Origin of the sequence: Enterococcus sp. DIV0901a, from assembly GCF_051711525.1 — a bacterium.
Lineage (GTDB): Bacteria > Bacillota > Bacilli > Lactobacillales > Enterococcaceae > Enterococcus_B > Enterococcus_B faecium.
On the sequence record NZ_JBIOMW010000001.1, the window covers coordinates 1,534,211 to 1,554,517 of the forward strand.

General features: G+C 39.8%; 18 protein-coding genes and 1 riboswitch. Of the genes, 3 read left to right on the forward strand and 15 right to left on the reverse strand.

Annotated elements, in window-relative coordinates:
- The gene (locus tag IGL70_RS07340) at positions 1 to 1,452 is read left to right on the forward strand and encodes a sensor histidine kinase (protein ID WP_104874000.1); all 1,452 of its coding nucleotides are present in this window, start codon (positions 1 to 3) and stop codon (positions 1,450 to 1,452) included.
- A complete protein-coding gene (locus tag IGL70_RS07345; protein WP_104873999.1) occupies positions 1,445 to 3,013 on the forward strand; it encodes a response regulator transcription factor in 1,569 nt (522 codons plus the stop codon). Before IGL70_RS07340 ends, IGL70_RS07345 begins: the two co-directional genes overlap by 8 nt.
- 129 nt (positions 3,014 to 3,142) lie before the next feature.
- Here IGL70_RS07345 and IGL70_RS07350 read toward each other — a convergent pair whose 3' ends face one another.
- The 10 genes from IGL70_RS07350 to purC all read right to left on the reverse strand — a co-directional run bounded on the left by IGL70_RS07350 (position 3,143) and on the right by purC (position 13,953).
- A complete protein-coding gene (locus IGL70_RS07350) occupies positions 3,143 to 4,057 on the reverse strand; it encodes an aldo/keto reductase (protein WP_002309474.1) in 915 nt (304 codons plus the stop codon).
- Positions 4,058 to 4,178: 121 nt separating this feature from the next.
- Complete coding sequence (purD, locus tag IGL70_RS07355) at positions 4,179 to 5,453, reverse strand: phosphoribosylamine--glycine ligase (RefSeq protein ID WP_104873998.1); 1,275 nt, start codon at positions 5,451 to 5,453, stop codon at positions 4,179 to 4,181.
- Positions 5,454 to 5,468: 15 nt separating this feature from the next.
- A complete protein-coding gene (gene purH, locus IGL70_RS07360; protein WP_104873997.1) occupies positions 5,469 to 7,004 on the reverse strand; it encodes a bifunctional phosphoribosylaminoimidazolecarboxamide formyltransferase/IMP cyclohydrolase in 1,536 nt (511 codons plus the stop codon).
- Complete coding sequence (gene purN / locus IGL70_RS07365; RefSeq protein ID WP_002288010.1) at positions 7,001 to 7,579, reverse strand: phosphoribosylglycinamide formyltransferase; 579 nt, start codon at positions 7,577 to 7,579, stop codon at positions 7,001 to 7,003. The genes purH and purN overlap by 4 nt, the downstream gene beginning before the upstream one ends.
- Positions 7,576 to 8,628: a phosphoribosylformylglycinamidine cyclo-ligase gene (purM, locus tag IGL70_RS07370; RefSeq protein WP_002288011.1), complete on the reverse strand. Its 1,053-nt coding sequence runs from the start codon at positions 8,626 to 8,628 to the stop codon at positions 7,576 to 7,578. The genes purN and purM overlap by 4 nt, the downstream gene beginning before the upstream one ends.
- A gap of 22 nt (positions 8,629 to 8,650) precedes the next feature.
- Complete coding sequence (gene purF / locus IGL70_RS07375; RefSeq protein WP_086300118.1) at positions 8,651 to 10,090, reverse strand: amidophosphoribosyltransferase; 1,440 nt, start codon at positions 10,088 to 10,090, stop codon at positions 8,651 to 8,653.
- The gene (gene purL / locus IGL70_RS07380) at positions 10,075 to 12,297 is read right to left on the reverse strand and encodes a phosphoribosylformylglycinamidine synthase subunit PurL (protein WP_104765173.1); all 2,223 of its coding nucleotides are present in this window, start codon (positions 12,295 to 12,297) and stop codon (positions 10,075 to 10,077) included. The genes purF and purL overlap by 16 nt, the downstream gene beginning before the upstream one ends.
- Entirely contained in the window at positions 12,298 to 12,969 is a 672-nt protein-coding gene (purQ, locus tag IGL70_RS07385; RefSeq protein ID WP_002331835.1) for a phosphoribosylformylglycinamidine synthase subunit PurQ, read from the reverse strand. It abuts the gene before it with no gap.
- Between the two features lies 1 nt (position 12,970).
- Positions 12,971 to 13,225 carry a phosphoribosylformylglycinamidine synthase subunit PurS gene (gene purS / locus IGL70_RS07390; RefSeq protein ID WP_002295474.1) on the reverse strand — a complete coding sequence of 85 codons (255 nt, stop codon included), beginning with the start codon at positions 13,223 to 13,225 and terminating at the stop codon, positions 12,971 to 12,973.
- The gene (gene purC, locus IGL70_RS07395; RefSeq protein ID WP_104765172.1) at positions 13,225 to 13,953 is read right to left on the reverse strand and encodes a phosphoribosylaminoimidazolesuccinocarboxamide synthase; all 729 of its coding nucleotides are present in this window, start codon (positions 13,951 to 13,953) and stop codon (positions 13,225 to 13,227) included. Before purC ends, purS begins: the two co-directional genes overlap by 1 nt.
- 255 nt (positions 13,954 to 14,208) lie before the next feature.
- Between purC and IGL70_RS07400 the strand changes: the two genes are divergently transcribed.
- Positions 14,209 to 14,586: a hypothetical protein gene (locus IGL70_RS07400; RefSeq protein WP_010727810.1), complete on the forward strand. Its 378-nt coding sequence runs from the start codon at positions 14,209 to 14,211 to the stop codon at positions 14,584 to 14,586.
- A gap of 181 nt (positions 14,587 to 14,767) precedes the next feature.
- On the opposite strand, the gene purB is transcribed toward IGL70_RS07400, so the two are convergent.
- From purB to IGL70_RS07425, 5 genes are all read right to left on the reverse strand, one after another.
- Positions 14,768 to 16,063, reverse strand: coding sequence for an adenylosuccinate lyase (gene purB, locus IGL70_RS07405; protein WP_002306865.1), 1,296 nt, complete (start codon positions 16,061 to 16,063; stop codon positions 14,768 to 14,770).
- A gap of 12 nt (positions 16,064 to 16,075) precedes the next feature.
- Positions 16,076 to 17,200, reverse strand: a complete 1,125-nt coding sequence (gene purK, locus IGL70_RS07410) for a 5-(carboxyamino)imidazole ribonucleotide synthase (RefSeq protein WP_002306867.1) — start codon at positions 17,198 to 17,200, stop codon at positions 16,076 to 16,078.
- A complete protein-coding gene (gene purE, locus IGL70_RS07415) occupies positions 17,193 to 17,681 on the reverse strand; it encodes a 5-(carboxyamino)imidazole ribonucleotide mutase (protein ID WP_002303771.1) in 489 nt (162 codons plus the stop codon). The genes purK and purE overlap by 8 nt, the downstream gene beginning before the upstream one ends.
- A 415-nt stretch (positions 17,682 to 18,096) precedes the next feature.
- Positions 18,097 to 19,404 (reverse strand): nucleobase:cation symporter-2 family protein, encoded by a 1,308-nt coding sequence (locus IGL70_RS07420; RefSeq protein ID WP_104873924.1) that lies wholly within the window; start codon positions 19,402 to 19,404, stop codon positions 18,097 to 18,099.
- A gap of 2 nt (positions 19,405 to 19,406) precedes the next feature.
- Entirely contained in the window at positions 19,407 to 19,988 is a 582-nt protein-coding gene (locus tag IGL70_RS07425; RefSeq protein WP_002306871.1) for a xanthine phosphoribosyltransferase, read from the reverse strand.
- Between the two features lie 115 nt (positions 19,989 to 20,103).
- A riboswitch (purine riboswitch) is annotated at positions 20,104 to 20,201 on the reverse strand.
- Positions 20,202 to 20,307 lie beyond the last annotated feature (106 nt).

A 20,307-nucleotide genomic window follows, 5' to 3' on the forward strand; every position in this document is an offset into this window, starting at 1 on the left:
ATGACGAAAAGTTTAAGCATTAAACAGATTTTTGCCCAAGCAAACAAAGCCATGCTTCTATTTGCTGTTATCCCTTTATTACTTAGCATACTGTTATACTCACAACAGCTTTTGATTTATCAACAAACGATCGCAAATATTCAAAAAGCGGATGCAATTGCTTTAAAGGTTGACCAGAGAGTTTTGGAAAGTATGTGGGACCTGATTTCTGGCCAAGTAAGCGTGGATGAGTTTAAAAAAGAAAATATCCTAGAAGAACTTAGAAATGATATTCGACAGATCAAAAGTAATACGAATACGCTTAAAGAAATCAGTACGTTAGATGTGTCTTTGCGTACGATCGATACACTGGAAGATTATCAAAACGAGCTGATCAATAATATCTTGGCAAAAAATTTTATGGATACCAATGAAGAGATCATCAATCAGGTAGATTCTGTCACTCAACTGCTGTCCGATATCTTACAAGATTTTGTTCGTGTGGAGATCGACTTAGCAAGCAAAAAAAATACGACACTTGTCCGCTCGCTCATTCTATTAACAATAGTGGAACTTGGAGTTCTTAGTACCATTTTTTTCTATTCGAAAAAGAATCGCCGCTTTTTAGAGAAAAAGGTCCAAGAACCGATCAATCAGCTGATCGAGATGTCAGAACAACTTTCTTCAGGGAACCTTGGCTTTCGTTTAACCCTGCCGGAAACACTGGAATTACAAACACTTACCGCTAGCATGAATAAAATGGCGGAAGATCTAAACCAGTCTTTACGGGAGAACGCTTTGAAACAATACCATTTAGCACAAAGTGAAGTTCGTGTATTGCAAGCTCAGATTACTCCCCATTTTATTTATAACAGTTTGGATGCCATTATTTCTTTGATCGAACAAGACTGCTTTGAAGAAGCTCTGACTATGACCCATGCACTTTCCGGCTTTTTTCGTACGTCTTTAAGCAAAGGACAAGACTGGATTCCTCTTGAAAAAGAAATTAGCCATATCAATGATTATCTAGTCATCTTAAAAATAAGATACGGCCATATGCTTGACTATAAGATCGATATACCAGAAACACTTTTTCCTGTTTCTATTTTAAAAATGATCTTGCAGCCATTGATTGAAAATGCTGTATACCATGGAACGAAGTACGTCCGTCACAAAGGATTTATTCGTATTACCGCATGCAAAATCGATGAGATGATCCAATTCAAAGTCACAGACAACGGGATTGGCATCCCTGCAGAAAAACTGGCAGAAATACGTAAAGAGTTAGCCAAAGGTATTGATTCAGATTTCAGTATCGGCTACGGACTTTACAACGTAAACAAGCGTCTCCTTCTTTATTACGGAAATGATCAAAAACCTATCACGATTGACAGCAAATACCGAGAAGGAACAACTGTCACACTGATGATCCCTCTATCTCCCAAAACAATTGGAGGAAACAAACATGTATAAAGTTTTTATCATCGAAGACGAATACCTCATTCGCAATAACTTGCGGGAACAAATAACTGTCCTTGGTTCTTATTATCCAATCACTTATGTCGGCGAAGCTGGAGATGGTGAGATGGCACTGTCTTCAATTATCGACTTACAGCCCGACATCATTCTGACTGATATCCAAATGCCTTTCATGGACGGGTTGACTTTTTCAAAAGAAGCAAGGAAACTACTTCCTTGGACTCGTCTCATATTTATTAGTGGATTCGACGATTTCGATTATATGAAAGGAGCAATCCAGGTACAGGCAGATGATTATCTGCTTAAACCGATTAAAAGTAACGAATTGAAACAAGCAATAGAAAAAGCAGTAACTGCTTTAGATTTGCAGCAAAAAGAAACGCTCACTTCTTCTGATCTTGTTTTCGAATTGAAAAAAAATCATTTCTTGAACGGTTTGTTCAAAGGCTCACTTACGATCAGTGAAACATTGAAACTTGCTGAATCTTTCAATCGCTCTTTAGCAGGGAAAAAAATGACCATATTATTAGCAGCAAACCAAGTCAGTACAGACTTTGAAGATTACGCTCATCTCAGTGATTATTTGAAGTTTTTATTTAGGGAGAATCAACAAGTGATCTTCTCTGCTGTTTCCTCTCGATTCATCAAATTTTTAATAGTTGATTCTCTTGAAGAAAATGTGATCGAGACCAGTTATCAGGTAGCCCAAACGTTGGTCCATGAATTAGAAAAGGGACAAAAAAATAATTTTTCTGTCGCCATTGGTCCTGTCGCAGAAAGAATCAGCGAATTACCTGCATCTTTTGAGATCACGCAGATGATACTTGAAACCGCCAGTTCCCTTAAAGAACAAATTATCAGCTATGAGGATTTGATTCAAGAAGCGAAACTTCCAGTTGATTCTGTCTTTTACTTTGATCTCTCACTTGATTTGTCTTCATTATCGAAAAACGAAGTATCCAAGTACATCGAACACTTGACGAAACCACAAGGCACACCAACTCGAACACGATTATATCGTTTATTTGTCTTGACTAAGCTACTCCAGCATGTCTGCCTGAAAGAAAAGGAAATCCCGCAAGAAATGGTTCATTGCACATCCACCAGTCAACGCTTAGCAATCAGCGCCGACGATTCGCTTTACCGTTCGACTGTTTATATGTTCATTTCTTTCTTAACTGCTCTGCCCTCACAGCCTTCAAGGAACAAATATCAGCCAATTTTGAACCATGCATTGGATTTTATCAAAGAAAATTTTACCGATCCAGATATGTCCTTAACTTGGGTCGCTCAACAAGTTGCATTAAGTCCCTCTCATTTCAGTACGATTTTTTCTCAATCGTTTAACCAAACATTCATCGATTATCTGACAGAACAAAGAATCGAATTAGCAAAAAAATTATTGCAGCAATCAGACTATCGTATCTCAGATATTGCTTTTGAAATTGGTTATAATGACCCTAACTATTTCAGTTATTTATTTAAGAAAAAACAAGGGATTTCTCCAAAAGAATATCGGACACAGCTTTTCCTTAAAAACAAAAATAACCAATAAACGAAATCCGTACAATGATACTCTTTCCATTTGCAATTAAAAAAGACAGAATATCTCGAAGCTGAAAACAGCTTTCAAGTTATTCTGTCTTTTTAATTTATAGCCCTTTTGACCTGCTTATGACAATCTTTAAGGTAAAATGTTTCCAGCAGCACGGTACAATTCGTACCAATCTTCCCGAGACATATTAATTTCTGAAGCTTGAGCGATTTCCTTGATTCGCCCTACGTTCATCGTACCGGCGATCACTTGCATATTGGCTGGATGGCGTAAAATCCAAGCAGAAGCCAAGCCAGTTGGTGTCGTTTGATATTTAGCTGCTAGTTCTTCTAATGTTTGGTTTAATTCAGGGAATTTTTCGTTCCCGATAAATACACCTTCAAAAAATCCATACTGGTATGGTGACCATGCTTGGATCGTCATATCATGCAATCGGGAATAATCAAGTACACTACCGTCATGATCGATACTTGCTTCATCTGTCATATTGACATGAATCCCTTGATCGATCATTCCAGTATGTTTCAAGCCAAATTGCAGCTGATTAGCTACTAATGGTTGACGAACATATTTTTTCAGCAATTCGATTTGCATTGGTTTTTGATTGCTGACGCCAAAATAACGAACTTTTCCTGACCGTTCCAATTCATCAAACGCTTCAGCTACTTCCTCTGGTTCTACCAATGTATCTGGACGATGAAGAAGTAAAGCATCCACATAATCCATTTTCAGACGGGTCAAACTTTTTTCTACAGATTCAATGATATGTTTTTTAGAAAAATCAAACATCACACCTGGAACGATTCCACATTTTGTTTGAATAAAAAGATCTTCTCGTTTGATTGATGTTTTTGCTAGAGCATCTGCAAAGATTTCTTCACATTCACCGTTTCCATAAATATCTGCATGGTCAAAAAAATCAATGCCGTTTTCATAAGCTGTCTCAATCACTTTTACTGGATCTTCCGCATTGTTGATACGCATACAGCCTAAGATCACTGCAGCTACTTTCTGATCAGAAGTACCTAATTGAATTTTTTTCATCTAAACTCCTCCTTATTTATATACACAACAAAAGTGTACCACACTCTTTATGAAAAGGCTTCACTAAAATCGGCGCTTCCGATTATGTTTGTTGTATTTTTTATAAATGGAAGCAGCTGATTTACTTCACGACCAGTTCGCTATTGGCAGCTTTTTCTCCAATATCTGTACGATAAAATGTTCCATCTGTCGTTTTATCCATTAACGCGGTGTAGATTTTTTCCTGTGCTTCTTTGATCGTCTCACCGTATGCTTCTACTAAATAAAGACGTCCTCCTGCTCCAACTAGTTTGCCGTTATTTGAGGAAACTCCAGCATAGTAAACAGAAAGCTCTTCTTCCGGAAAATCTGGTAGAACCATTCCTGTCTCATATTCTTCGGGGTAACCGGCAGCTGCAACCACAACGCCTACATTGTATCCTTCTTGCTGCCACTTTAACTCTACTGTACGATTCTCTAATAAATCATCGATTACTTGCGCAAAGTCACTCTTCAACCGAGAAAGAACGACTTGCGTTTCAGGATCACCGAAACGCGCATTGAATTCGATCACTTTTGGTCCTTCCTTCGTAGCAATCAAACCCGCATATAAAACACCCGTGAAAGAGCGTCCTAGTTCTTTCATTCCCAAAGCCGCTGGTTTTAAAACTTCTTCCACAGCTTTTTCAATCATCTTTTTTGAAATTTGCGGTACTGGTGAATAAGCACCCATTCCGCCTGTATTTGGCCCTTTATCGTTATCAAATGCCCGCTTATGATCTTGCGAAATGACCATCGGATACACCTTGGTATCACGGACAAACGCCAAAAGGGAGAATTCTTCTCCTGCCAAAAACTCTTCTACGACGATTTTTTTGCTGCTATCCCCAAATCGATGCTGGTTCAACATTTGTTCTGCCGCATCCAGCGCTTCCTTCACTGTGGCAGCCACGACTACACCTTTTCCAGCTGCTAAGCCATCTGCTTTCACTACGATTGGCGCACCGTTTTCTTTGATATACGCCGCTGCTTTATCGTAACATTCAAAACTTCTGGATTTAGCTGTCGGGATTTGATAAGTATCCATTAATTGTTTAGCAAAACTTTTCGAACCTTCGATCAGAGCTGCTGCTTTTGTCGGACCGAAGATTTTCAATCCTTCCGCCATAAAATCATCGACGATCCCATTTAACAAAGGAACTTCAGGACCAACGATACTCCAATCAATAGCCTTTTTCTTAACAAAATGAATTAACGCTGAATGATCTTGCTCACTGATAGCGACACAATTGATACCATCTTTTGTCATCCCCGGATTTCCTGGCGCACAATACACCGTATCCACCTTCGGACTGGCTAAAAGTTTTTTACTTATTGCATGTTCACGACCACCTGCACCGATTACCAAAACGTTCATTTATCCGACTCCTCTCTAATGTCTAAAATGCCGAACATCAGTAAAGACCATTGCTAGATCGTATTTATTCGCCATATCAATAGAATCTTGGTCTTTGATGCTTCCTCCTGGCTGAATGATTGCTTTTATACCATGTTTGGCTGCATATTCAACCGAATCATCCATTGGAAAATAAGCATCGCTAGCTAAAACTGCACCTTCCATTTTCTCTTGCGCTTGTTCAATCGCAATTTTTACTGAACCGACTCGATTCATCTGCCCGGCTCCGATTCCTACTGTCTGACGTTCGTTTGCCAGTACGATCGCATTAGATTTCACATGTTTGACAGCTTTCCAAGCAAACGCCAATGCTTTTGCTTCTGCTGGAGTCGGCTTACGTTTTGTCACGACTTTCCACTCTTCTTCATTTTCTATTGCCAGATCTTGATCTTGTACAAGAAGTCCACCTAAGACTGAGACCGTTTCTTCTCGATTTTGATTTTCTTCCTGCGCAAAGTCTATTGTCAGTAATCGGATGTTTTTCTTTTTTTGCAGTAATTCCAAAGCTTCTTGTGTATAAGAAGGGGCAATGATGATTTCTAGAAACAGCTTATGCATCTGTTCTGCTGTTAGCAGATCTACTTCTCGATTCAAAACGATGATCCCACCAAAGATTGAAACAGGATCTGCTTCATACGCTGCTTCCCACGCTTCTAAAATCGTAGATGCTGTCCCAATACCACAAGGATTCATGTGTTTCAAGGCGACTACCGTTGGCTCGTCATATTCCTTCATGATCCGTAGCGCAGCATCTGCATCTCGGATATTATTATAAGAAAGTTCTTTCCCATGGAGTTGTTTTGCTGCTGCGATCGAATATTTTTCCAGAAGAGCGGACTGATAAAAGGCAGCGGCTTGATGGCTATTTTCACCGTAACGAAGCGTTTGTTTTCGTTCATACGTAAGTGTCAATTTTTCCGGTTCTTTTTCTTCCACCCAATCCGTTAAGTATTGAGCGATCAGTGCATCATATGCCGCAGTATGACGAAAGACTTTTGCCGCTAGTTTTTGTCTGAAAGAAAGTGAAGTATGCCCATACTGACGTAATTCTGAAAGTACTTCTTCATAGTCAGATGGATCAACAACAGAGGTGACAAATTCATGGTTTTTTGCTGCACTACGGAGCATACTAGGACCACCGATATCAATGTTTTCAATAGCTTCTGCTATTTCGACATCTGGTTTCATAATCGTTTCTTTGAAAGGATATAAATTGACACAAACAAAGTCGATTGGTTGGATATTTTCCGTTTCCATTGCCTCCATATGGCTAGGGAGATCGCGTCTTCCTAAAAGACCACCATGGATTTTAGGATGAAGTGTTTTGACACGGCCATCCATCATTTCAGGAAACCCTGTCACTTCTTCGATCGAAAGCGTTTTGATCCCAGCTTTATCCAACGCATGCTTTGTTCCTCCTGTTGAAATGATTTCTACTCCTTGTTCAATCAAACCTTGGGCGAATGCTACAATCCCAGTTTTATCTGATACACTGATCAATGCTCTTGTCATTTCAGATAGCCTCCATTTTCAATAATTTCACTAATCACTTCTGGATAGATTCGATGCTCTACTCTATGGATTTTTTCTTCTAAAGAATCGAACGTGTCCTCCTGTTCAATTCTCACTTTTTCCTGCCGGATGATTGGTCCAGTATCTACACCTTGGTCGATATAATGAATTGTGACACCCGTTTCTTTTACTCCAGCTTCAAAGGCATCACGTATGCCATGCAAACCAGGGAAGGCAGGTAAAAGAGACGGATGGATATTGATGATTCTTTTATCATAATTTTTCAGCAATACCGGTCCAATGATTCGCATATATCCAGCTAATACGATCAAATCGATCTTTTTTTCTTTCAATTTATGCAAAATTGCTTCTTCATACTCTTTTTTTGAATCAAATTCTTTAGGTGAAAAACAATCTGCCGGTACACTCAACGCAGTTGCACGTTTCAAAACATATGCTTCAGGCTGATCACAAAACAACCAGTCAATCGAAGATTCCAATCCTTTTTTCGATAGATAATCGGCTAGCGCTTGAAAGTTGCTTCCGTTTCCAGAAGCAAAAACAGCGATTCTCATCGTTCTTCTCCTATAAACACCACACGATGTTTTTCTTTGGCGATCACTTTCCCGATTTCATAAACTTTTTCGCCAGCTTGCTCAATTTCGTGTACTATTTCTTTTACTTTCGATTCTTCGACTGCCAGGACCATACCGATGCCCATATTGAAGATTTCATACATCTCCATCTCAGGAATTTCACCATATTTTTGTAAACAGCCGAATATTGGAAGAATCGGCCATGAGCCAAGTTTGATTTGTGCAGCCATAGATTCTGGTAACATTCGCGGGATATTTTCTACAAACCCTCCACCAGTGATATGTGCAGCTCCTTTTATTTTCTTTTCTTTGATCAGCGGAAGCAAGGAAGAAACATAGATTTTCGTTGGCTCAAGCAATTCTTCGCCAAGTGTTTTTTTCAATTCTGGCAGTTTTGATGATAAAGAAAACTGCTGCTGCTCAAAGAAAATTTTGCGAACAAGAGAGTACCCATTTGAATGAATCCCGCTAGATGCTATTCCAAGCAACACATCTCCTGGGTTGATCGTTTCTCCTGTCAATAATTGAGATTTTTCAGCTATCCCTACAGCAAATCCGGCTAGATCATAATCATTACCTGAGTACATACCAGGCATTTCAGCTGTTTCTCCGCCAATCAGCGCCATATTTCCTTGAACACATCCATCTGCTACACCTTTTACTACATTTTCCAAACGTAACGGATCATTTTTCCCCGTTGCTAAGTAGTCTAAGAAATATAACGGCTCTGCGCCTTGTGCTAAGATATCATTGACACACATCGCTACGCAGTCGATCCCGATTGTATCGTGTTTGTCTGCTTCGATTGCCACTGCTAATTTTGTCCCCACACCATCGGTCCCCGAGACAAGGACTGGCTCTTTTAATTGAAAGACCGATAAATCAAAACAACCGCCGAATCCTCCTATAGCGCCCATCATACCTAAACGTTCCGTTTTTTTGACATGCTTCTTGATCCGTTCTACTACTTCATATCCAGCTTCGACATCTACGCCAGCTTTTGCGTATGCATTTGCCATTGAATTCATATACTCCCTTCTTGGTCTGCTTTTAAAAGAACGATACTTTTTCTTTTAGCGATTCCTGATACTTTTCTTCATAGTCATATAACGGCGTTGGATAATCTCCGTTGAAATAAGCCATACACAATCCTGAATACGGGCCATCCTTTTTCAGTCCAATCGATTCGATCAGACCCTCTTCACTTAAAAATCCTAAAGAATCTGCACCGATACATTCTTTGATTTCATCAATCGTGTGATTTGCCGCAATGAGTTCTTTACGCGTTTGAATATCAATCCCGTAAAAACATGGATATTTCAAAGGAGGAGAAGCAATCCTCACATGGACTTCTTTTGCTCCTGCTTCTTTCAAAAGATGGACGATCCGTCTGCTTGTCGTACCCCGAACAATTGAATCATCGACCATAATCACCTTTTTACCTTCCACTACTCCTCGTACAGCAGATAATTTCATTCGAACACCTTGCTCTCTTAGCTCAGGCGTTGGCTGGATAAATGTTCGGGCAATGTATTGATTTTTTACTAATCCGATTTCATAAGGAATTCCACTAGCTTCCGCATAACCGCTTGCGGCTGACAAAGAAGAATTAGGTACGCCAACGACCATATCTGCTTTTACTGGCGATTCTTTCGCTAAATTCCGTCCCATATTTTTCCGTGCAGTATGCACATTGATCCCTGCGATGTTTGAATCTGGTCTGGCAAAATAGATATATTCCATCGAACAAATGGAAAGCTGCGTATTCTTCGTAAAGCAATCAATCTGGATTCCTTCGTCATTGATAATCACTATCTCTCCAGGCTGGACATCTCTTATAAAACGTGCCCCGATAACTTCTAATGCACAAGTTTCCGAGGCAATCACGTATGCTCCGTTTTTCATTTGTCCGATTGCTAATGGACGAAAACCATTTGGGTCCAAAGCGGCAATCATTGCCGTTTCTGTCATTAATAAATAGGCAAAGCCACCTTTGACTTCATTCAAAGCACTTTTTAATTTATTTAAAAAATCTGTTTCTTCACTTCGTCGGATCAAATGCATCAATATCTCCGTATCGGAGTTAGAATGGAAGATCGCCCCATTTTCCTCTAACTCTTTTCTAAGGGAACGAGCATTGATCAAGTTACCATTATGCGCTAAGCCGATCGACTGATCATGAAATTTGAATAGAAAAGGCTGAATATTGTCCACACTTCCATTGCCTGCTGTTGCATAACGTACATGTCCGATTGCAGCTTCTCCTGTTAACTGCTGCAATTTTCTTTGATCTTTGAATACCTCAGAAAGTAGACCCAAATCTCGATGCCCCTTAAGCTTTCCTCGATCATTGGACACGATACCCGCACCTTCTTGTCCTCGATGCTGAAGACTATGGAGCCCGAAGTATGCCACACTAGCGGCGTCTGGATGACCCCAAACACCGAAGATCCCGCATTCTTCATTTAAACTCTTCACTTCATAAGACATACGATTGCATCCTCCCAGCACTTTCTTGCTATTGCAGTTTCTATTTTGATCTGACCGTCAGTTGCTGAAATTTCGATCATCGCTTCTTCCGTCACTTTTCCTGCTAAAATAGCAGAATCACCCATCATTTCTTCGAATCGTGTCTTATTTTCCGGTGCGACTGTCAACACAAATCTTGATTGAGTTTCTGCAAATAATTGAGCAGAGGATAATTCAAACTGTACAGATATCCCTAGCTGATGTTTGAAAGCTGATTCTGCCAGTGCAATTGCCAAGCCACCTTCTGAACAGTCATGAGCACTTTCAATCAATCCGTTTTGGATGGCTGTCAATACTAACTCTTGGTTTCTCTTTTCAATGGATAGATCAAAGTTTCGGATCACACCTTCGATTCTTCCAAGCTGCATCTTTTGTAATTCACTGCCATCAAAATCTGCAAACGTCTTACCTAATATATAGATTAGATCCCCTGATTTTTTGAATTCCTGAGTAGTGATATGTTTATGATCCTCAATCAATCCGACCATACCAATCATTGGTGTTGGATAGATTGCTTGACCATCCGTTTCATTATATAAAGAGACATTTCCTGAAATAACAGGAGTTCCTAACGTTTCACACGCAGCAGCAATTCCGTCAGCTGAAGTCGATAATTCCCAAAAAACTTCTGGTTTATCAGGAGAACCATAGTTCAGGCAGTCGGTGATCGCCAAGGGCTTACCACCGCTAGCAATAATATTTCTAGCAGCTTCTGCCACTGCTATTTGTCCTCCGATTTTTGGATCCAAATACAGATAGCGCGCGTTGCAGTCTGTGGTCATAGCTAACGCTTTATTCGTCCCTCTAACCCTCATCACAGCAGCATCGCTTCCTGGACGGACAACTGTATTTGTTTGTACTTGTGAATCATAAGTTTCGTAGATTGAACGTTTCGAAGCAATCGTCGGTTGCTGCAGCAGATCAAGCAATACTTGTCCAGGTTCTTCGATAACTGGCTGATAAGGAGCTAACTGCTGAAATTCTACGATTCGAGCTGGTTCTTTCATTTCTTTATGATAAACTGGTGCATCTTCAGCTAATGCATCGACTGGCAGATTTGCTACTTCTTCTCCTTGATGATATAGCCGATACTGCCCGTCGTCTGTTACTTTCCCGATAGTGACTGCATCTAGATCATACTTCTGAAATAGTTCTTGGATTTTTTCTTCCTCTCCTGATTTGACACAAATCAACATCCGTTCTTGTGATTCCGATAGCATCATTTCATAAGGCGTCATTCCAGTTTCTCTTTGTGGGACTTCATCTAATGTCAATATAAGTCCTGAACCAGCTTTTGAAGCCATTTCCGCACTAGATGAAACAAGTCCTGCTGCTCCCATATCCTGTATACCTATTAGAGAATCCGAATGATGCAAGATTAATTCCAAACACGCTTCAAGCAGCAGCTTTTCCATAAAAGGATCGCCTACTTGTACAGCAGAACGTTGCTGTTCTTCTTCTTGATTAAATTCTTCTGAGGCAAAAGTTGCTCCGTGGATACCGTCGCGACCTGTTTTTGCACCTACATACATGATCGAATTACCGACGCCAGCGGCTTGCCCTTTCTGGATATGTTTGTGTTCAATCAAACCTACGCACATTGCATTGACTAATGGGTTTCCTTCATAACAAGGATCAAATGCAATTTCGCCGCCTACAGTCGGTATGCCGATACAGTTGCCGTATCCGCCGATACCTGCAACTACTTCTTCTAGTAAATATTTCGTTCTTGGATTATCTAATTCGCCGAACCTCAATGAATCTAGCAACGCAATTGGACGAGCCCCCATGCTGAAAATATCTCTGATGATTCCGCCAACTCCTGTCGCAGCTCCTTCATAAGGCTCCACGGCTGAAGGATGATTGTGACTTTCTGCTTTGAAGACAACTGCTAGTCCATCACCGATGTCGACGATGCCTGCGCCTTCTCCAGGGCCTTGCAACACATGAGGTCCACTAGTAGGAAATTTGCGTAGAACCGGTTTAGAATTTTTATAGGAACAATGTTCGCTCCACATAACAGAGAACAGTCCAGTTTCCGTATAATTAGGCATTCTTCCTAAGATATCTTCTTCGATCATTCGATATTCTTCATCAGTCAATCCCCATTCGGCATAGATTCTTTTTTTCTTGATCTCTTCAGCTGTCGGTTCTTTCAATGTTTTCATCTATACGGTCACCTTTCCGAAGTTTTTTAAAATGGAAGCAAAGAACCGTTTCCCATCTTCTGATCCTAGCAAGTCTTCTACTGCACGTTCTGGATGAGGCATCATTCCTAACACATTCCCTGCTTTGTTCGTAATCCCTGCAATGTTTTCCACGCTGCCGTTGATGTTGTCATTATAAGTAAAGGCAATCTGATTATTTTTTTTTAGTTCTTGAAGTGTTTCTTCGTCACAGAAATAATTTCCTTCCCCATGAGCAACTGGAAGATAGATTATTTCGTCGGCTTCATACTCTGAAGTAAAGGCCGTCTTGGGGTTGACTTCCAATGGTACAGTTTTGCAAATAAAATGCAAAGACTCATTTCGTCTCAGTACACCTGGCAAAAGTCCTGCTTCTGTCAATATCTGGAATCCATTGCATGTACCGAATACTGGTTTCCCTTCTTCAGCAAAACGAATCACTTCTTCCATGATTGTAGAAAACCGGGCAATCGCACCACATCTTAAATAGTCTCCATATGAGAATCCTCCTGGCAGTAAAACACCATCAAATCCTTCTAAAGAGGACTCATCATGCCGAACGAATTCGGCATCAGCACCCATGATCTCGCGAACTGCCCATAACATATCTGCGTCACAATTTGAACCTGGAAAAACGATGACCGCAAATTTCATGTTATACTTCCTCCATTTTTTTGATTTCATATCGATATGTTTCCATATTTACATTTGCAAGCAGCTTGTCACAAATCGTTTCAATCACTGTATCGATTGGTTCTTCTGCATCAGCAAGTTGTATCTCAAAGTATTTTCCTATACGGATATCTTCGATTGTTTCATATCCCATACGATGGACTGCTTTTTTTACTGCCTCCCCTTGAGGATCTAACACTGAATCTTTATAGGTTACATATACTTTTACGAAATACATCAAACTCGCTCCTTTTCTTCAGTTAGTTCCGATAGACGGTTATATACTTCTTGATAGACTGGGATCAAATCACCTAGATCTCTGCGGTAAACGTCTTTGTCCATATGTTCATTCGTACGTTCATCCCATAATCGGCAAGTATCCGGTGTTACTTCATCCGCAAGCAAAATTTGTCCATTCGACCGGCCAAACTCTAGCTTGAAATCTACTAAAACCAAACCGACCTTAGCAAATAATTCGGTCAAAATTTCATTAATAGCCAACGCTTGGGCTTTCAGCTCACTGATTTCTTCCGGTTTTGCAAGTTGTAAGAAATAGATATGCTCTTCATTGATAAATGGATCATCCAACTGGTCATCCTTATAGTAGAATTCAATGATTGGTTTGATGAATTCTTTACCTTCGGGAACACCTAGACGTTTTGAGAAACTTCCTGCTGCAATATTTCGGATAACCACTTCCAGAGGGATAATTTGTACTTTTTTTGCTAATTGTTCGGTTTTAGACAATTGTTTAATAAAATGATTTTTTATTCCTCTTTGAGTCAGATAACGGAAAATTGCACTTGTGATTTGATTATTCAATTCTCCTTTTCCACTTATCTGGTCTTTCCTCGCTCCATTCAACGCAGTTGCTTGATCTAAATATTCTATCCAAATCAAGTTCTCATCAGAAGTAAGATATATTTTTTTGGCTTTTCCTTCATACAAAAGTTCTTTCTTCTCCATGTACGTCTCTCCTTTTTATTTACATTAAAAGCAAATACATCGTTTTTTGTTCGTGTTTTCACTTTAAATTTTAGCAATCATCTTTTTATAAATCAACAAAAATATGTACATTTAAGGCATTAGATTCTTTTAATGTTCGTGTTTTATCAGAAACAAAAATCTTACACCATCAACAAGCGTTTACATTTATACTTAATGATGGTATATTAGAATTAACTAAAAATTTGGATAATGGGTTCGAGGAGGCACTTGCCGATGGAAGATGCAATAAAACAAGGTCAGCTTTTTTTATCAGAATTAACAGCTGAAGAACGTTCCTGTCTATATAATGATTTGCTGTCGATCAAAGACGTTTATTTATGCAATAAAGATACTAGTTTTTATACATTCCGAAAAATCCGCCGAGCAACCAAGCGCTGTGCTGAATGCCGTAAAAGGACTTTTCTTTATCAGACAGAACACAAAGGCGAACTTTCAATCAGTCAGATTCATGAACAGAAGCGTTTCAAAAATCATTATCGTATCCAGATCTTATTCAATGGACAAGAGATGGAATACGCTTTTCTCGAAAACTTGCTGCAACATCTCCATAACGAGCATTTTAGTTATAATAGTCACGCCATTTATGCTTGACTCCTACATTTTGTATAGATAAAGGTACGATAAAGCAGTAGTATGTCGCTTTTAAAGTCAGGTTCCTATCATTGATAAGAAAACATAATAAACTAAAAGAAGCAGAACCGCTAACGGATCTGCTTCTTTTTTGGTTATTTTTGCTATTCTATTTTAATTGAATTTTGCAACTCACTCTTCTTTATTCCAAACCTACTCGTTTGAATATCACGTCAACGTTTTTCAAATGATGATGATAATCAAAGGCATCGTCTATTTCTTCTTTAGATAATACCGATGTGATGGTTGGATCTTCTTCTAACAGCGGGCGGAACTGCACTTGGTTGTCCCAAGCGTACGCAGTTTTTGGCTGAACAAGATCATAAGCTTCTTCTCTTGTCATTCCCTTATCGATCAATTTCAGCATAACGCGCTGGCTATAAATCAAGCCAAATGTTGCAGACATATTCCGCTTCATGTTTTCAGGAAAGACCGTTAGATTTTTAACGATATTGCCAAAACGATTTAACATGTAATTCAATAAAATCGTGGTATCAGGCAAGATGATTCGTTCTGCTGAAGAATGAGAAATATCTCTTTCATGCCATAATGTGACATTTTCATAGGCAGTGACCATGTGTCCGCGCACCACTCTGGCTAGACCAGCCATATTTTCTGAACCGATCGGATTCCTTTTGTGCGGCATAGCAGAAGAACCTTTTTGACCTTTCGCAAAAAATTCTTCTACTTCACGTGTTTCGGATTTTTGCAATCCGCGTATCTCTGTTGCAAAACGTTCAATACTTGTAGCAATAAGCGCCATCGCTGAGAAATATTCAGCATGTAGATCCCGAGGGAGAACTTGAGTAGAGATTTCTTGTGGACGGATCCCCAATTGTTTACATACATACTCTTCAATAAATGGCGGGATATTTGCGAACGTCCCCACTGCTCCTGAGATTTTTCCTGCTTCTACTCCTTTTGCCGCATGTTCAAATCGTTCGATGTTCCGTTTCATTTCTGAATACCATGTGGCAAGTTTCAATCCAAAAGTAGTTGGTTCAGCATGGACACCGTGTGTCCGACCCATCATCACTGTATATTTGTGTTCTTTTGCTTTTTCGCCAATGATTTCCGTAAAACGTTTCAAGTCTTCCCGTAAAATATCATTTGCTTGCTTGATGAGATAGCCATAAGCAGTATCTACGACATCCGTACTTGTTAGACCATAATGGACCCATTTTCTTTCTTCTCCCAATGTTTCAGAAACTGCTCGTGTAAAAGCAACAACATCATGGCGTGTTGATTTTTCGATTTCCAAGATCCGATCGATATCAAATGATGCATGCTCACGGATTTTTTTCACATCTTCTTGCGGGATTTCACCAAGTTCTGCCCAAGCTTCATCTGCTAAAATCTCGACTTCAAGCCACGCACGGTATTTGTTCTCTTCCGTCCAGATATTCCCCATTTCAGGGCGTGTATAACGTTCTAACATGTTTTTTCTCCTCTAATCCCAAATATTCGTTTGTTTGATTTCTTCCAGCGTTTGCTGGATATCTTCTGTCAAGATAGTGATATGTCCCATCTTGCGACCTTTTTTTGCTTGTTTTTTTCCATAGAAATGAAATTGCCAGTCTGGCTTATTCTCGATCAAGCGATAGCTTTCCAGCAGTTGTTCTCCCAAAACATTGACCATCACTGCATTGCTTGTCAGACGCACTTTTTCTCCTAATGGCCATCCGCAAATACCTCGAATATGGGCATCGAACTGACTCATAGAACAAGCTTCGATAGAATAATGTCCAGAATTGTGAGGACGAGGAGCTAATTCATTCACATATAGCCCGCCTGTTTTTGTTAAAAACATTTCTACCCCTAAAACACCTGAAAGGCTCACTGCTTCTGCAATCACACGGGCAATACGCTCAGCCTCCTCGATCACATCCTGATCAATCGCGGCTGGAGCAATCGTTTCATGAAGAATATTGTTGTGGTGGATGTTTTCCACGACCGGAAAAGTCGTGAAATCTCCTTGACCATTTCCTGCCACCATGATCGAAATCTCTTTTTCAAACGGGATCCATGCTTCTAAAACACAGGTTCCTTCTCTTAAAAGGTCCATAGCAGGAGCTAGATCCGCCCGACTTTTCAAAACATACTGCCCCTTGCCATCATAGCCGCCTCGAGTGGTTTTCAAAACACAAGGATAGCCGATCCCGTCAATCGCATCTTGGATATCCGTCGGACTGACGATCGTTGCATAAGGAGCAATCACGATGTTGTTCGTTTCCAAAAAAGATTTTTCTAACAGGCGGTCTTGCGTAATCGCAAGCAAGTCTGTCCCTTGAGGAATAAATGACATGGGTAAAATCGCATTTAACGCCTCTACACTGACATTTTCGAATTCATAGGTAATGACATCTGTTCTTCTGGCAAGCTCTTTCAGCGCAAAGGTGTCATCATAGACACTTTCAATGTGCCAATCTGCAACTTGTGCGGCTGGACAATCGCTCACAGGATCCAGCACACCTACTTTAAAGCCCATTTCTTTTGCACTAATCGCCATCATACGACCTAATTGACCGCCACCGACGATCCCGATCGTTGAACCAGGCAACAAAGGTTTAACCAAGTTGATCACTACTTTCTATAACAGTTTTAGCCAACATTGAACGTCTTTCAGCCAATTTAGCCTCCAATTCTAAATCATACATGGAAAGCATCTGTATCGCAAGTAGTCCAGCATTAATTGCTCCCGCTTTTCCGATTGCTGTAGTAGCTACAGGTACTCCTCCAGGCATTTGGACAATCGAAAGAAGCGAATCCAAACCATTTAATGTTCGTGATTGGACCGGTACACCAATAACCGGCAAAGTTGTTTTTGATGCGACCATACCCGGCAGATGCGCGGCTCCCCCTGCTCCTGCAATAATGATCTTGATTCCTTTTTTTCGAGCGTTTTGTGCATATTCAAACATCAAATCTGGGGTTCGATGAGCAGAAACGACCTTTTTTTCATAAGACACACCGAATTCATCCAATATTTGACATGCTTCTTTCATTGTTTCCCAATCTGAAGTACTCCCCATAATCACAGAGATTTTTGCTGTCATTGTTTTTCCTCCCAGTTTTTCTACATTCATATTTTAACAATCACATTTTTTGATGTCAAAGAAATTTCGAATGTTAACAAAGAAAAACATCTTATTGTTCGTGTTTATTAAAGATGAAAAAAAGGAATGTGACAAAAGTTAGGTCACATTCCTTTTTATGGATAAACGGTGTTCTCCTGCCAACTCCTCGGTCACAAGGAACAATATTCAACAAACATGAGAAGCTGTTTTTTGAAATTGTTCCTTGTGACTCGGAGATGAACGGCAGGCTCACGACCTCTTCCTTCAACGGTGTTCAATCAGCTGACCCTCGGTATTAGCTCAAACAAACGGCAAAATACGAGGAACTATTTTTCCGTTTGTTTCTCTAATAATCAGGTCAAAATGCTGATTTCACAACCTTTCTTTTGCTCTATTACTTCTTGAAGGCTTCTTCCAATATTTCTTCATCTTTTTTCAATCCATTAAAGATCAAATTCAATATGATAGCCGTAATGCTACTCATTACGATGCCATTTCCAGTGAACATTTGCAATGTTTGCGGCATTTGACTGAATAATGTCGGCGTAACATTGAAACCCAGCCCAAATCCAACAGAAACAGCAACGATCAATAGATTTTTATCATTGCTGAAATCAACTTCCAACAGCATACGGATTCCTTGGACTGCCACCATCCCGAACATGACTAACATTCCTCCACCAAGTACCGGCTCAGGGATGATTTGTGCTAACGCACCGATTTTAGGGAATAATCCTAAAACAATCAAGAAGAATGCAGAGAAATAGATGGGTTTTCTTGTTTTGATTCCCGAAAGTTGAACCAATCCGACATTTTGAGAAAAGCCAGTATAAGGGAATGTATTGAAAATACCGCCTAAGATAACGGCAAGTCCTTCTGCACGATATCCCTTTTTCAATTCTTCTTCTCCAACATTTTTCCCAGTAATGTCACCAAGTGCAAAATATACACCTGTTGATTCTACCATGCTGACCATGGAAATGATGATCATTAGTAAAATCGACCATACGTCGAAAGTTGGTTTACCAAAATAAAAGGGTTGTGGAACATGGAACAACGGCGCATCTCCAATCGCGCTCAGATCAATCATTCCCATGAAAGCAGCTACGATGCTTCCTCCGACTAAACCAATCAATACCGCGATTGAACGAATGAACCCTTTTGCCAGCATTTGCACGCCTACAATTAGGAGAATCGTCACAAATGCAAGTAGCAGATTTGTTTTGTCACCAAAATCAGCTGCTGTTGCATTACCTCCACCCATTTTCTCGATTGCTACAGGAATCAAAGTCAAACCAATAACGGTGATAACCGTTCCTGTTACTATAGGAGGGAATAGTTTTTTAATTTTAGAAAAGACACCAGAAACTAACACAACAAAGATCCCAGAAGCGATAATAGATCCGTAGATAGCTCCTACTCCTTCATTGGTTCCGATCAAGATCAGTGGAGCTACTGCTTGGATCGCACATCCTAAAACGACAGGCAAGCCAATTCCGAAAAATCGGTTAACTGTCAATTGCAATAATGTCGCTAATCCACACATAAAGATATCAATTGAAATCAAATAAGTCATCTGTTCTTGATTAAAGCCTAGTCCTGTACCGATCAAAAGAGGCACCGCTACTGCTCCTGCATACATCGCTAGCAGATGCTGCAGCCCTAAAACCGCAGCTTTTCCATTTTGTGTTTCTTTTTCCACGATTATGCGTCCTCCTCAAGAAACTCAACTTGTCCATTCGTCAAGGAAGCAATACGCGCAAGAGAAACGACTCTCAATCCCATTTCTTCAAGTAACTGACGTCCATCTTGGAAAGACTTTTCGATGACGATCCCGATTCCTTCTACTTGCGCTCCAGCTTGCTGGCATAATTCGATCAATCCTTTTGCCGCTTGTCCGTTTGCCAAGAAATCGTCGATAATCAATACTTTGTCTTCTGAAGATAAAAATTTACGAGAAATAGAAATCGTACTTGTCACTTGTTTCGTAAAAGAATAAACAGAAGCTGTCAATAATTCTTCATCCATCGTCAAACTTTTTGCTTTTCTAGCGAAGATCATTGGAACATCTAATTCTTTTGCAGCAAATAAAGCTGGTGCGATCCCAGAAGCTTCAATGGTCACAACTTTCGTGATTCCTTGTTCTTTAAATACTTCTGCAAACCGTTTTCCCATTTGTTCCATCAATACAGGGTCTACTTGGTGAGTGACGAAGCTGTCGACTTTTAATACGCCCTCGCCTAATATACGTCCGTCTTTTTGAATACGTTCAACTAATTCTTTCACTTTATTTGCTCCTTTATCATTTATTAATACCGAAATAACCGCTTTTGTGCAAAAACCTACTATGTTTCTGTTAAAGAAAAACACCCTCCACTTTATCATAAGAAAAGAAGGGTGAAATAGCCAATCTTTTACTTATAGTCCAGCATTTACGGTACTGGCTAGAAACTGTCATCCATATTATGACGATATATAAGTAGGTATGTAAAACTAATAATAGTGTAAATTCATTTTCTTGCAACTGTTTTGCACGTGAAGGCAGTTTGCCATATTTGAATAAAAAATGTTGTTTCAAATATTGAAAACAGTCTAACACTACTTT

Excerpts from the sequence above, each read along its gene's own strand:
- purB (WP_002306865.1), bottom strand. The coding sequence starts at position 16,063 with ATGTTAGAACGTTATACACGCCCTGAAATGGGGAATATCTGGACGGAA.
- IGL70_RS07350 (WP_002309474.1), bottom strand. The coding sequence starts at position 4,057 with ATGAAAAAAATTCAATTAGGTACTTCTGATCAGAAAGTAGCTGCAGTG.
- purL (WP_104765173.1), bottom strand. The coding sequence starts at position 12,297 with ATGAAAACATTGAAAGAACCGACAGCTGAAGAGATCAAGAAAAAAAGA.
- IGL70_RS07400 (WP_010727810.1), top strand. The coding sequence starts at position 14,209 with ATGGAAGATGCAATAAAACAAGGTCAGCTTTTTTTATCAGAATTAACA.
- purC (WP_104765172.1), bottom strand. The coding sequence starts at position 13,953 with ATGGAGAAGAAAGAACTTTTGTATGAAGGAAAAGCCAAAAAAATATAT.
- purE (WP_002303771.1), bottom strand. The coding sequence starts at position 17,681 with ATGACAGCAAAAATCTCTGTGATTATGGGGAGTACTTCAGATTGGGAA.
- purF (WP_086300118.1), bottom strand. The coding sequence starts at position 10,090 with ATGTCTTATGAAGTGAAGAGTTTAAATGAAGAATGCGGGATCTTCGGT.
- IGL70_RS07340 (WP_104874000.1), top strand. The coding sequence starts at position 1 with ATGACGAAAAGTTTAAGCATTAAACAGATTTTTGCCCAAGCAAACAAA.
- purQ (WP_002331835.1), bottom strand. The coding sequence starts at position 12,969 with ATGAAATTTGCGGTCATCGTTTTTCCAGGTTCAAATTGTGACGCAGAT.
- purN (WP_002288010.1), bottom strand. The coding sequence starts at position 7,579 with ATGAGAATCGCTGTTTTTGCTTCTGGAAACGGAAGCAACTTTCAAGCG.
- purS (WP_002295474.1), bottom strand. The coding sequence starts at position 13,225 with ATGTATTTCGTAAAAGTATATGTAACCTATAAAGATTCAGTGTTAGAT.
- purD (WP_104873998.1), bottom strand. The coding sequence starts at position 5,453 with ATGAACGTTTTGGTAATCGGTGCAGGTGGTCGTGAACATGCAATAAGT.
- IGL70_RS07345 (WP_104873999.1), top strand. The coding sequence starts at position 1,445 with ATGTATAAAGTTTTTATCATCGAAGACGAATACCTCATTCGCAATAAC.
- purH (WP_104873997.1), bottom strand. The coding sequence starts at position 7,004 with ATGACAAGAGCATTGATCAGTGTATCAGATAAAACTGGGATTGTAGCA.
- purM (WP_002288011.1), bottom strand. The coding sequence starts at position 8,628 with ATGAATTCAATGGCAAATGCATACGCAAAAGCTGGCGTAGATGTCGAA.